Genomic DNA, 12517 nt, shown 5'->3' with positions numbered 1-12517 from the left:
GGTTCAGGCGGACCGGTTCGTGGCCAGACTGGCCAATTCGGACAGCCCCACCTTGGCCGCCTCGTTGACAGGTGCGGCCGCCAGCGTGGCCAGTGCACGTTGGGTCAGCATGGCAATGCGGCGCTCCGCCGCGGCCAGTGCGCCCACCGCCTTGATGACCTCCCGCAATTCGCGCACCTGCGCGTCGGTCAGTTCGGTGCCGATCGAGGCTCGCAACAGCTTGGCCGCCAACGGATCTGATTTGTCTGCCAAGTCCAGCGCCTCGGCCACCAGCACGGTGCGCTTGCCGGACCTGAGGTCGTCGCCGGAGGGTTTGCCGGTCACCGCGGGGTCCCCGAACACCCCGAGCACGTCGTCTCGCAGCTGGAACGCCACACCCAGGTCGGCGCCGAACTGACCGAAGGCTGCCAGCACGTCGGGCCTGTCGGCAGCGGCGGCCACGCCCAGCTGCAGCGGTCGCGTCACCGTGTAGCACGCGGTCTTGAACTTGGCGACGGTCATCGCGGACGCAATCGATTCGGCGGCGGAGGCCGGAATCGAGGCCTCGGCGACGATGTCCAGATACTGCCCGCCCAGCACCTCGGCACGAATATCGGCCCAGACGCGCTGAACGCGCTGCCGGGCGTCAGGGGACAAGGAAGCCCGCAAGATGATGTCGTCGGCCCACGCGTGCGCCAAATCACCGGCCAGGATGGCGGCCGACGTTCCGAACTGCTCCGGTGACCCGCGCCAGTTGCGGTCCCGGTGCAGGGCCGCGAAGTGCATGTGGGTGGTCGGCCTGCCGCGCCGGGTAGCGGAAGCGTCGATCACGTCGTCGTGGACCAATGCCGACGCGTGCAGCAGCTCCAGCGCGGAAAACAGGAGCAGCACACCGGGATCCGGGTTTTGGGCCGCCACTGCGCGCCAGCCCCAGTAGGCGAAGACCGGCCGCAGCCGTTTGCCACCGCTCAGCACGAAATCCTCGAGTTCCGCTACGAGGACTCCGTAGTCGCTACCCAAGTAGGCGGTTTCGTTGCGACGCTCGCGCAGATACTGCCGCAGTTGGTCGGTGATTTCGCCGGCCAGCTCGACGGTTGCCGCTGCTACTGCAGCTTTTGGGCTCAGCGCCGCACCCCTTTCTCACTGGTCCTGTCCCGGCCCGACAAGTGTATTCGCCGCAAGCCCGCACACAGCCTGCTCCTCGTTCTCAGAGCCGGTGCGACTTGCCTCGAACGGCTCGCCGAGCCGCCCCTATGCTGTCTGATGGATCGGGCCACCCGGTCCCTCTGCGTGCATTGCCCGCCAATGAGCCCGCCAGCGACGAAGCCCGCCACCGATGAAGAGGAGCCGTGTGACCCTCAACACCATCGCGCTCGAGCTGGTGCCACCGAACGTGGACGGCGGTCGGGAGCGGGCAGCCGAAGATGCGCGCAAAGTGGTGCAGTTCTCGGCCGATTCCGGGCTGGAGGGCCGGATTCGGCACGTGATGATCCCGGGAATGATCGCGGAGGAGGACGATCGGCCGGTCCCCATGCAGCCCAAGCTGGACGTGTTGGACTTCTGGTCGATCATCCGTCCGCAGCTGCCGGACATCAACGGCCTGTGCACCCAGGTGACCGCGTTCATGGACGAGGAATCGCTGCGCAAGCGGCTCACCGAGCTGTCAGGGGCCGGGATGGAGGGCGTGGTTTTCGTCGGCGTACCGCGCACGATGAACGACGGTGAAGGTTCCGGCGTCGCGCCGACCGACGCCCTGTCGATCTATCGCGACGTGGTGGCCAACCGCGGCGTCATCGTGATTCCCACCCGGGAAGGCGAACACGGCCGGCTCAACTTCAAATGCAACCAGGGCGCGACCTACGGCATGACCCAGCTGTTGTACTCGGATGCGATCGTTGGTTTCCTGACCGATTTCGCGAAGAACACCGATCATCGGCCCGAGATCCTGTTGTCGTTCGGCTTCGTGCCCAAGGTCGAGGACCGGATCGGCCTGATCAACTGGCTGATTCAGGATCCCGGGAACGCGGCTGTGGCCCAAGAGCAGGCCTTCGTCAAAAGGTTGGCCACGTGCGAAGCCGCTGAGAAGCGCCGGCTGATGGTCGATTTGTACAAGCGCGTCATCGACGGTGTCGCCGAACTCGGCTTTCCGCTGAGCATCCATCTGGAGGCCACCTACGGTGTCTCCGCGCCGGCGTTCCAGACCTTCGCCGAGATGCTCGACTACTGGTCGCCCACGCGGAACAGCTAGCTGGTGATCTGGTCGCGCGGTGTGGTGAATCGCTCGGAGCGGTCCCGGCTCACCCAGGCGAGCAGGGCTACCACGCCGGCCACCGCGAACGATCCGATGCCCAGCCATACGCCCGCTCCGGTGAACGACCGCGTGTTGGGATCGGTGTAACGGGCCTGGGCGCTCATGGTGGTCACCACGCCCGGCTTGAGCTTCCACTGCACGACCTGGGGCTCGATGCGGTCACCGTTGGTGGAGGTCACCGCACCGGGGAACGCCACGGTCAGTTCCACCTCCGCGTCGGGATCGGTCACCGACGTCAGATCGGCCCGGCCTTCCAGCAGCACCAGGTTGCCGTTTCGGCGCAGCGAGAGATTCACGCCGGCGGCGTCGCGGTTCATGTGGGCCAGCTGCGGTACCTCGCCGAACGTCAAATCGGAGAACACAGCCTGTGACCCCACATACCCGTCGCTGCTGTAGTTCGAGACCGCGACCTTCTGGCTGAAAGGCAAATTGCTGTCGAGCTGGGGACCGGGATCTTTCGGGCTCTTCGGTTTGGCGGCGGCGATGATCTCGCCGGACACCAGGTCGTCGGGAGAAATGGTGATCGAGGCCCGGACCCGCAGACATCCAGTCGCCAGCGGTACGAGCATCAGCAGCATCGCAACGGCCAGCAGACGACGTCGTCGAGCCCTGAAATCACTGGATCGTCGGGCCAGGCGCGGGTGCAGCACCAGGTCATCGTGCCAGACCCGGCGAACGGTGTCGCCGAACCGTCCGCTAAAGGGCCACATCAAGAGGCAGCGCTAGAGAGGCAGCGCTAGAGAGGCAGCGCTAGAGAGGCAGCGTGCGGCCCAGGATCGCGAAAGCGCGCGGGTCGCCGGCGAAGTGGTATCGACGGATGATGTCCGTGAAGCCCAGGCGGCGATAAAGCCGCCACGCGCGGTTCGCCTCACCATTGGTCTCCGGCGTGGAGAGCAGGACGTTGCGTTCCCCACGATTGGCCAGCAGTCGTCGCGCCAGAGCCTCGCCAAGGCCGTGGCCCTGGGCGCGCGGATGAATATGCAGTTCGGTCAACTCGAAATAACTGGTCATCAGCCGGGCGATCTCCTGAGGCGGCAGGCCGCCGCGCTCCAAGCCCAAGACGACCTGCTGCTGCCACCACTGGCCGGGGGCCCCCGGATAGCCGTACGCCACGCCGAGCAATGGCGCGGTGCCCAGTTCCGAGGCCGACGGTGTTGTCCCCCGAGGAGTCGGAGTTTCCGCGGTTTCTGCCGCTTCTACCGCGGCGACCGCCTTCCAGCCGGGCCGCCGCATGTGTTCCAGCCACATTGCCGCGCGCTGATTTTCGGTGCCACGCGGGTAGCGCATTGCGTCGACATACACCCCCAGAGCGTCATTGAGGCGGCGCTCCATATCGTTCGGCGACAGATCGATGAGGAATATCGCCAACTCGCGGTGTCCTCCTCATGCCATGGCGGGCGGATGCTGTTATCAGTATCCGGGTCGACTCTCGCGGTCATTATCTGACGGCAGCGCCACCGATCGACGAGCGGTGCGACGGCACCCTCCCCGGTCGCGTCTGCGCTGTGGGGCAACCGGATAGAATCGGCCGCGAACCAGTGGTACGGCACAGATTGACCTCGTATCATCTGAATTAGTTGCCCACGTAACGGGCATCCGCGTGCTACCGATATACGTGTCGGCCTGTCGGCAAGGAGGGACGAATGCCACTCTCCGATCATGAGCAACGAATGCTCGATCAGATCGAGAGCGCTCTCTATGCCGAGGACCCCAAATTCGCATCGAGTGTTCGCGGCGGCGGGTTCCGTGCGCCCAGTGCGCGCCGGCGCCTGCAGGGTTCGGCGCTGTTCGTCATCGGTCTGGCGATGTTGGTTTCCGGTGTCGCGTTTCCGGCCACGATGATCAAAAACTTTCCCATTCTGAGTGTCTTCGGCTTCATCGTGATGTTCGGCGGCGTGGTGTTTGCTATCACCGCCCCGCGGTTGTCCGGACGGGCCGACCGCTCCGGATCGGTCGCCGGCGCGCCCCGTCAGCGTCGCGCCAAGGGCGCGGGGGGTTCGTTCACCAGTCGCATGGAGGACCGATTCCGCCGCCGCTTCGACGAATAGCGGCTCGGATCCAGTCATAGCGGGGAAGCCGAGGCTTCCCCGTTTTGCATCCGGTGGCCGTGTCTCGATTCTGCGGTGAGGGCGCGTTTGAGTGCGTGAGGTGCGCGCTTGGCGCATGCTCGACGCCACCAGCGCAGGTTCGGATCCCGTAGTCCATATTGAGCCGCACTTGTGTCCGAGTTGTATTCCCAACATGCCCCACTTGGCCCCACCCAAGCGGTACTGGCTCATTTGAGCCGTTGAAATGCGCTTTCTTGGCGGCGTTGGCGGTCACGTGCTCGCCGACGATGCTCCCGAAACGCTCCGGAGTGGTGGATAAGGCGGAAAACGCCACGGCGACACTCTAGGAATGGGGAAAAGTGGGGGATTGTGGGGTATGGTGACGGAAGTGTTTGGGAGCGGGTGGGACACCCGGGAAAGCGGCTCCGGGCGGGAGGTGAGCTGGTGTTTCTCGGCACCTACACGCCCAAACTCGACGACAAAGGGCGGCTGACGCTGCCCGCCAAGTTCCGCGACGCACTGGCAGGGGGATTGATGGTCACCAAGAGCCAAGATCACAGCCTGGCCGTCTACCCGCGGGCGGAGTTCGAGCAATTGGCGCGCCGGGCGAGCAAGACTTCGCGAAGCAATCCCGAAGCCAGGGCGTTCCTGCGCAATCTGGCGGCCGGTACCGACGAGCAGCATCCCGACGCGCAGGGCCGGATCACGCTGTCGTCCGACCACCGTCGCTACGCCAACCTCTCCAAGGACTGCGTGGTGATCGGAGCGGTCGACTACCTGGAGATTTGGGACGCCCAAGCCTGGCAGGACTATCAGCAGACCCATGAAGAGAACTTCTCCGCGGCCAGCGATGAAGCACTCGGCGACATCATCTGAGGCGCATGCCCATGCACCCTGGCCTCTGCCCGAACCGACCCTGGCGTACTTCCCCAACGCCAGGTTCACAAGTTCGGACAGGGACCAGGCTGCATCGGTCGCGCCCCTTCGGGCCGCTGGGGCTGCATCGGTCGCGCCCCTTCGGGCCGCTGGGGCTGCATCGGTCGCGCCCCTTCGGGCCGCTGGGGCTGCATCGGTCGCGGCCCGCCGGGCCGTCGAAACCCTCCAGACCCGGGGAGGTGTTGCGGTGGCTGACGCAGATTTCGGTCACGTGCCCGTCCTGGCCGATCGTTGCGTCGAACTGCTCACCCCGGCGCTGACCCGTCATCACCCGGACGGGTCGGATGCGGTCGCCGTCGACGCGACCGTCGGCGCGGGCGGCCACGCCGAGCGATTGCTGTCCGAGTTGCCAGGACTTCGGTTGATCGGACTCGACCGCGACCCCGGTGCCTTGGACATCGCCCGCAACCGGCTGGAGCGATTCGGCGATCGGGTCACACTAATACACACGCGCTACGACAGCGTTGCCACTGCGCTGACCGAAACCGGTTATGCCGCTGAGGAATCGATCGACGGGATGCTGTTCGACCTCGGCGTCTCCTCGATGCAGCTGGACCAGATCGAGCGGGGCTTCGCCTACGCCCAGGACGCTCCCCTGGACATGCGGATGGACCCCGAGTCGCCGCTGACGGCGGCTGACATCGTCAATACCTACGACGAGGCTGCGCTGGCCGACATCCTGCACCGATACGGCGAGGAACGGTTCGCCCGCCGCATCGCCGCGCGTATCGTCCGGCAGCGTTCCCGAGCACCGCTCACCTCCACGGCCGAGCTGGTCGCCCTGCTGTACGAGGCGATTCCCGCGCCCGCCCGGCGCACCGGCGGACACCCGGCCAAGCGCGCCTTCCAGGCGTTGCGCATCGCGGTCAACGACGAGCTGGACACGCTGCGCGGCGCCCTTCCCCCCGCACTGGACGCACTGGCGGTCGGCGGGCGCATCGTGGTGCTGGCCTACCAATCGCTGGAAGACCGGATCGTCAAGCGCACGTTCGCCGACGCTGTCGCCTCCCGGACGCCGGCGGGTCTGCCGGTCGAACTTCCCGGCCACCAACCGCGATTCCGGTCGCTGACCCGCGGTGCTGAACGTGCCGATCCCGCTGAGATCGAACGCAACCCCCGCAGCGCCCCGGTGCGGCTGCGGTCCCTGGAACGAGTTCGGAAGGGCGATTCATGAAGGCCAAACGTGAGGCCCCTGGCAAGCGCGACAGCAGCCGGCGCGCGCGCGACGGTTCTGGGCGCACCAGCGGGCGGCCCGCGACGGAGGCGACCGCACGCCGCAGCCGGCCGCGCTCCGGCAATGCCTCAGCGCCTGCACGCGAGGCGCGGAGATCCGGACCTCAAACCAACCCGATCGCCCGGCCCGTCGAGCGGCCGGCCCGGGCCAAGAACACCAAGCAGGCCAAGGCGCGGGCCAAGGCTCGGAAGGCCAAGGCGCCCAAGGTTATCCGGCCCAAGTTGAGCGAGCGGCTGGCCACCCGGCTGGCCTCGGTCGATCTGCGGCCACGCACGCTGGCGAACAAGGTCCCGTTTGTGGTGCTGGTCATCGGGTCGCTGGGAGTGGGGCTGGCCCTGACGCTGTGGCTGTCCACCGACTCCGCCGAGAGGTCGTACCAATTGAGCCACGCGCGCGAGAAGACCCGGATGCTGCAGCAGCAGAAGGAGGCCCTGGAACGCGATGTGCGCGAGGCGGAGTCAGCGCCGGCGCTGGCCGAGGCGGCCCGCAAACAGGGCATGATCCCGACCAGGGACACCGCCCACCTGGTCCAGGCGCCGGACGGTAGCTGGGTGGTCGTCGGCACACCCAAGCCGGCCGACGGGGTCCCGCCGCCGCCACTGAACACCAAACTTCCCGAGGAAGGACCTCCGCCGCCCCCCAAGCCGGCGGCGGTTCCCGCAGAGGTGCCGGTTCTGGTCTTACCGGCGCCCGGCGGCCCGACGCCAGCGCCGCGGGGGCCAGAGGCGTTGCTGCGCGCTCCCGACGGCGCGTCGACGCTGGGTGGTCAGCATCTCTCTCCGCCGACCGTCCCGGGCCTGCCCGGAACGCCTCCGGGTCAGCTCCCGGGGTTGCCTGGTGGAGCGGTGCCTGGCGCGCCGGCGGTACCGGGGCAGCTCCCGGCCGCCGGACCGGTGCCCGCGGAGGTGCCCGTTCCGCTACAGCCGGGCTTGGCGCCCCCAGCCCAAGTCCCGGCCCCCGTGCTTCCTCCGGCGCCGCAAGCGTCGGGTCCGCCGCCGGCGGCCGCCCCAACCCCGCCGCGCGGTGAACAGTTCGGCCCGGTTGCCACCTCGGTCCCGGCGGCGCCACGGTGAGGCGCGGCGACTCGGGGCGAGCGCGCCCGTCGCAGCCGTCGCGGGGCCGCCGGAAGAACCCAGCAGCCGGCGAAGCCGGGAAGGCGAAGCGGCTGCGCAAGCCGGATAAAGCGGGAAAGACCAAGCAGCCCAAGAAATCCGGCGCAGGTGGGCGAGCGGAGACCATCGGCCACTCGGCACGCGAGCGGCGTACCCGCCAGGTGGTGGAGGCGGGGACGCGCGGCGCGTCATTCGTCTTTCGGCATCGCGCCGGCAACATCGTCATCCTGGCGTTGATGCTGGTAGCGGCCACCCAGCTGTTCTTGCTGCAGGTTTCCAACGCCGCGGGCCTGCGTGCGCAGGCGGCCGGACAACTCAAGGTCACCGACGTCAAGAAGGCGGTTCGCGGCAGCATCGTCGACCGCAACAAGGATCAGCTCGCGTTCACCATCGAATCCCGCGCACTGACCTTTCAGCCCAAGCGAATCCGCCAGCAGTTGGAGGAGGCCAGACAGAAGAACTCCGCCGCCCCCGACCCGCAGCAGCGGTTGCAGGACATCGCCAAGGAGGTCGCGAGCCGGCTCAGCAACAAGCCGGACGCCCCCACCCTCCTGAAGAAGCTGCAAAGCGACGAAAACTTCGTCTATCTGGCCCGCGCGGTCGACCCCGCCATCGCCAGCGCGATTTCGGACAAATACCCCGAGGTGGGTTCGGAACGACAGGATCTGCGCCAGTACCCGGGTGGTTCGCTGGCCGCCAATATCGTCGGCGGCATCGACTGGGACGGCCACGGATTGCTGGGGCTGGAAGAATCCCTGGACTCCGTGCTCGCCGGAACCGACGGGTCGGTCACCTATGACCGCGGCTCCGACGGTGTGGTCATCCCGGGCAGTTATCGCAACCAGCACCGCGCGGTCAACGGTTCGACTGTCCAGCTGACCCTCGACGACGACATCCAGTTCTACGTGCAGCAGCAGGTCCAGCAGGCGAAGAACCTGTCGGGGGCGCACACTGTATCGGCCGTTGTGCTCGATGCCAAGACCGGTGAAGTGCTAGCGATGGCCAACGACAACACCTTCGACCCGTCGCAGGACATCGGCCGTCAGGGCGACAGGCAACTCGGCAACTTGCCGGTGTCCTCGCCGTTCGAGCCCGGCTCCGTCAACAAGGTCATCGCCGCGTCCTCGATCATCGAGTACGGGCTGTCCAACCCTGACGAGGTTTTGCAGGTGCCGGGCTCGATCCAGATGGGCGGCGTCACAGTGCACGACGCCTGGGAGCACGGCGTGATGCCCTACACCACCACCGGCATATTCGGGAAGTCGTCCAACGTCGGGACGCTGATGCTGGCCCAGCGCATCGGCCCGGAACGCTATTACGACATGGTCCGCAGGTTCGGACTGGGCCAGCGCACCGGCGTGGGCCTGCCCGGTGAGAGCGCGGGACTCGTGCCGCCGATCGACCAGTGGTCGGGCAGCACGTTCTCGAACCTTCCTATCGGCCAAGGTCTTTCGATGACCTTGCTGCAGATGACCGGCATGTACCAGGCCATCGCCAATGACGGGCTGCGGATACCGCCGCGGATCATCAAGGCCACCATCGCACCCGACGGCTCCCGCACCGAAGAACCGCGCCCGGACGGCGTTCGGGTGGTGTCCGCGCAGACCGCGCAGACCGTACGGCAGATGCTGCGCGCCGTCGTCCAGCGCGACCCGATGGGCTACCAGCAGGGCACCGGCCCGGCCGCCGCGGTGCCGGGCTATCAGATGGCCGGAAAGACGGGCACCGCGCAGCAGATCAACCCCGGATGCGGCTGCTATTTCGACGACGTCTACTGGATCACCTTCGCCGGAATGGCCACCGCGGACAATCCCCGCTACGTCATCGGCCTCATGATGGACAATCCCCAGCGCAACGCGGACGGCACTCCAGGCCACTCGGCCGCCCCGCTGTTTCACAACATCGCGGGCTGGCTGATGCAGCGCGGAAACGTCCCGCTGTCACCCGATCCGGGGCCTCCGCTCACTCTGCAGGCCACTTAGTAGTAGTAGGCGGGCCAATCCTCCGAAATTCGGGTCACTGCGCTGTAATCTGGCGAACCGATTGGCCTAGGAAAACCTTGAGAAATGCCGGGTTGCGGCCGCACGCCGCCGGGTTGGATGAGAGACCGAGCGAGCCTCGTCCCTGGAAAGAGGCGATGCTTTGGCTACTGCTGATGGCGCCGGGTTTCCTGCTCGCTTACGCCGCAGCCAATCTCTACGCCGCGCAGCTGCCACCGGCACGGGTGCACGAGATCAGCATGGCCTGGGAGCGTTGGATCCCGTTCCTGCCGTGGACGATCTTGCTGTACGTGAGCATCGACCTGCTGTACGTCGCCTCTGCGTTCCTGTGCCGGACCCGGCGCGAGCTGCGCGCTCACGCCGCCCGCTTCGCCCTGGCGACTGTGATCTCACTGGTTTGCTTCGTAGCATTCCCGCTGCGCTTCGGCCCGGCGCGGCCCCCAGTTGACGGCCTTCCCGGCCTGCTGTTCGACCTGCTGGGCTTGGTCGACCATCCCTTCAACCAGGCGCCGTCCCTGCACATCAGCCTGCTGGTGATCCTGTGGGCCTGCTATCGGCGGCATTGCCCGTCGCGCTGGACCTGGTTGCTGCATCTGAGTTTCGCGTGCATCGCAATGTCGGTGCTGACGACTTGGCAGCACCACTTCTTCGACGTCCCCACCGGCTTTGCCGTCGGCGTCCTCGCTTGCCGGCTGATCCCGATGGATGTAAACCCGCGCGCCGCCCTTCCTCAGCCGATCCTCCGGAGCTGATATTCGCGGCGGCGATCTGCCCCGCTCAGGTGCGGGGGCGCTTCGGATCTGCACTTACCGGGCAGCCATCCGCACATACTTTGGTAATCGCGTACTGACGGCATTCGGTGTGTACTGACGGCTTTGCGTGTGCACTGACGGCTTTGCGTGTGCGCTGGGGGCGGGCTAAGGCGCGAATTCCCGCCCAGACTGCACACGCAAAGCCCAGGCTGCACACGCAAAGCCCAGCATTCACACTGAAAGCCCGGCATTCACACTGAAAGCCCAAGACAACGAATGTCGCCGCGGGCTTTCCGATGCGGATCAACAAATTGGCCCGGCTCGAAGCGCAACCACCCGGCTCGTTGTTGCCTCGATCACTCCTCGCCCGTTGTCGCCAACGCAGGGCGCGGGAATGCCTGGTGACCGGAGTGCCTGGGTAGGGTGTCATCGCTGGTCGTTGCTTTGATGAAACGCTGGACGGAGGTGGTAGAAGGTGCCCAGCGACGGTGCCGGCGTGCCGCTGGCCGCCCTTGCGGCGCAGGTCGGCGCGGTACTGGCGGAGCGTGGTGCCGTCGTTCCGGACGTGCCGATCACCGGTGTCACGCTGCGTGCCCAAGATGTGCGGCCCGGCGACCTGTTCGCGGCCCTGTCCGGCGCGACCACGCACGGCGCGCGATTTGCCGGCGAGGCGATCGGACGCGGCGCCGTTGCTGTCATGACCGACGCCGCCGGGGCCGACGAATTGGCCGCCGCACACGCCACGACGGTGCCGGTCCTGGTCCACCCCGCGCCCCGTAGCGTTCTCGGCGACCTCGCCGCCACCGTGTACGGACGCCCTTCCGATCGGGTGACCGTGGTGGGGATCACCGGAACGTCCGGCAAGACCACTACGAGCTACCTGGTCGAGGCCGGTCTGCGGGCCGGTGGGCGGATGGCCGGGCTGATCGGCACCATCGGCATCCGCATCGACGGCGCCGACATCCCCAGTGCGCTGACCACTCCCGAGGCGCCCGCGCTGCAGGCGATGCTCGCGGAGATGGCCGATCGCGGGGTGGACACCGTGGTGATGGAGGTGTCCAGCCATGCGCTGGCGCTGGGCCGGGTGGACGGCACTCGGTTCGCGGTCGGTGCCTTCACCAACCTGTCCCGCGACCACCTGGACTTTCACCCCACCATGGCCGACTACTTCGAGGCAAAGGCATTGCTGTTCGACCCGGCGTCGTCGCTGCATGCCCGCACCGCTGTGGTGTGCGTCGACGACGACGCCGGACGTGCGATCGCCGCCCGCGCCGGCGCTGCGATCACCGTCAGCACTACCGACCAACCCGCGCACTGGCGCGCCAAGGATGTGGTGCCGATGGGCGCCGGGGGACAGGAGTTCACCGCCGTGGACCCCGCCGGCGTGCAGCATCGGATCGGCATCCGGCTACCAGGCCACTACAACGTTGCCAATTGTCTTGTCGCGCTTGCCATTCTGGACGCCGTCGGGGTGTCACCTGCGCAGGCGGCGCCGGGACTGCGGAACACGCGGGTTCCCGGGCGATTGGAACAGATCGACTGCGGCCAGGATTTTCTCGCGCTGGTCGACTACGCCCACAAGCCGGGCGCCCTGCGCGCCCTGCTCACCACACTGCTGCAACCGGGCCGCCGCCTGGCGGTGGTGTTCGGCGCCGGCGGAGAACGCGACCCCGGCAAGCGGGCTCCGATGGGCGAGGTCGCCGCCGAGCTCGCAGATCTCGTCGTCGTCACCGACGACAACCCGCGCGGGGAAGACCCGGCCGCGATCCGCAGCGAGATCCTGACCGGGGCTACCAAGGCCGGCGTCAAGGCGCAGGTGGTCGAAATCGCCGACCGGCGGGCGGCGATCAGGCACGCCGTCGCCTGGGCGGGCCCGGGCGACGTGGTGGTGGTGGCCGGAAAGGGCCACGAAACCGGACAGCGCAGCGCGGGCGAGGTGCGCCCGTTCGACGACCGGGTGGAGCTGGCCGGGGCTTTGGAGGCCCTCGCGGCCCCTGAGGGCCTGGAGGGCCCAAGCCCTCGAGGGGCACGCCGGTGATCGACCTGACCGTGGCGCAGATCGCCGAGATCGTCGGGGGCACACTGGCCGACATCTCGGCGGATGCCGCCGCGGCGACCCGCGTGACAGGAACAGTCGCACCACGC

The 12517-nt window shown here is 67.5% G+C and carries 12 protein-coding genes; 9 read left to right on the top strand and 3 right to left on the bottom strand.

The annotated features are described in order from the left end of the window. Nucleotides 1-3: 3 nt before the first annotated feature. The gene (idsA2, locus tag A5791_RS07770; protein WP_067233613.1) at nt 4-1065 is read right to left on the bottom strand and encodes a bifunctional (2E,6E)-farnesyl/geranyl diphosphate synthase; all 1062 of its coding nucleotides are present in this window, start codon (nt 1063-1065) and stop codon (nt 4-6) included. Between the two features lie 265 nt (nt 1066-1330). Here idsA2 and A5791_RS07765 point away from each other — a divergent pair, with 265 nt between their 5' ends. Continuing rightward, nucleotides 1331-2227: a mycobacterial-type methylenetetrahydrofolate reductase gene (locus tag A5791_RS07765; RefSeq protein WP_067233611.1), complete on the top strand. Its 897-nt coding sequence runs from the start codon at nt 1331-1333 to the stop codon at nt 2225-2227. Here the strand turns inward: A5791_RS07765 and A5791_RS07760 are convergent. Both A5791_RS07760 and A5791_RS07755 read right to left on the bottom strand, forming a co-directional pair. Beyond that, nucleotides 2224-2868, bottom strand: coding sequence for a DUF3153 domain-containing protein (locus A5791_RS07760; RefSeq protein WP_067233648.1), 645 nt, complete (start codon nt 2866-2868; stop codon nt 2224-2226). The genes A5791_RS07765 and A5791_RS07760 overlap by 4 nt on opposite strands. Before the next feature lie 172 nt (nt 2869-3040). Continuing rightward, complete coding sequence (locus tag A5791_RS07755; RefSeq protein ID WP_067233609.1) at nt 3041-3658, bottom strand: N-acetyltransferase; 618 nt, start codon at nt 3656-3658, stop codon at nt 3041-3043. A gap of 275 nt (nt 3659-3933) precedes the next feature. Between A5791_RS07755 and A5791_RS07750 the strand changes: the two genes are divergently transcribed. The 8 genes from A5791_RS07750 to A5791_RS27675 all read left to right on the top strand — a co-directional run. Next, a complete protein-coding gene (locus tag A5791_RS07750; protein ID WP_067233607.1) occupies nt 3934-4338 on the top strand; it encodes a DUF3040 domain-containing protein in 405 nt (134 codons plus the stop codon). A gap of 444 nt (nt 4339-4782) precedes the next feature. After that, nucleotides 4783-5214, top strand: a complete 432-nt coding sequence (gene mraZ, locus A5791_RS07745) for a division/cell wall cluster transcriptional repressor MraZ (protein WP_067233643.1) — start codon at nt 4783-4785, stop codon at nt 5212-5214. Next, complete coding sequence (rsmH, locus tag A5791_RS07740; RefSeq protein ID WP_156661061.1) at nt 5189-6448, top strand: 16S rRNA (cytosine(1402)-N(4))-methyltransferase RsmH; 1260 nt, start codon at nt 5189-5191, stop codon at nt 6446-6448. Before mraZ ends, rsmH begins: the two co-directional genes overlap by 26 nt. Beyond that, complete coding sequence (locus A5791_RS07735; protein WP_067233605.1) at nt 6445-7581, top strand: hypothetical protein; 1137 nt, start codon at nt 6445-6447, stop codon at nt 7579-7581. The genes rsmH and A5791_RS07735 overlap by 4 nt, the downstream gene beginning before the upstream one ends. Before the next feature lie 164 nt (nt 7582-7745). Further along, nucleotides 7746-9602 carry a peptidoglycan D,D-transpeptidase FtsI family protein gene (locus A5791_RS07730; RefSeq protein ID WP_369828029.1) on the top strand — a complete coding sequence of 619 codons (1857 nt, stop codon included), beginning with the start codon at nt 7746-7748 and terminating at the stop codon, nt 9600-9602. 155 nt (nt 9603-9757) lie between these two features. Continuing rightward, the gene (locus tag A5791_RS07725; RefSeq protein ID WP_067233600.1) at nt 9758-10372 is read left to right on the top strand and encodes a phosphatase PAP2 family protein; all 615 of its coding nucleotides are present in this window, start codon (nt 9758-9760) and stop codon (nt 10370-10372) included. 475 nt (nt 10373-10847) lie between these two features. Further along, nucleotides 10848-12410, top strand: a complete 1563-nt coding sequence (locus tag A5791_RS07720; RefSeq protein WP_067233598.1) for a UDP-N-acetylmuramoyl-L-alanyl-D-glutamate--2,6-diaminopimelate ligase — start codon at nt 10848-10850, stop codon at nt 12408-12410. Continuing rightward, on the top strand, nt 12407-12517 hold a 111-nt coding region (locus A5791_RS27675; RefSeq protein ID WP_369828028.1), incomplete at its 3' end, for a hypothetical protein. The genes A5791_RS07720 and A5791_RS27675, both read left to right, overlap by 4 nt.

Source organism: Mycobacterium sp. 852002-51163_SCH5372311 (assembly GCF_001667115.1).
Classification (GTDB): domain Bacteria; phylum Actinomycetota; class Actinomycetes; order Mycobacteriales; family Mycobacteriaceae; genus Mycobacterium.
This window is presented reverse-complemented; position numbering and strand designations above follow the sequence as displayed.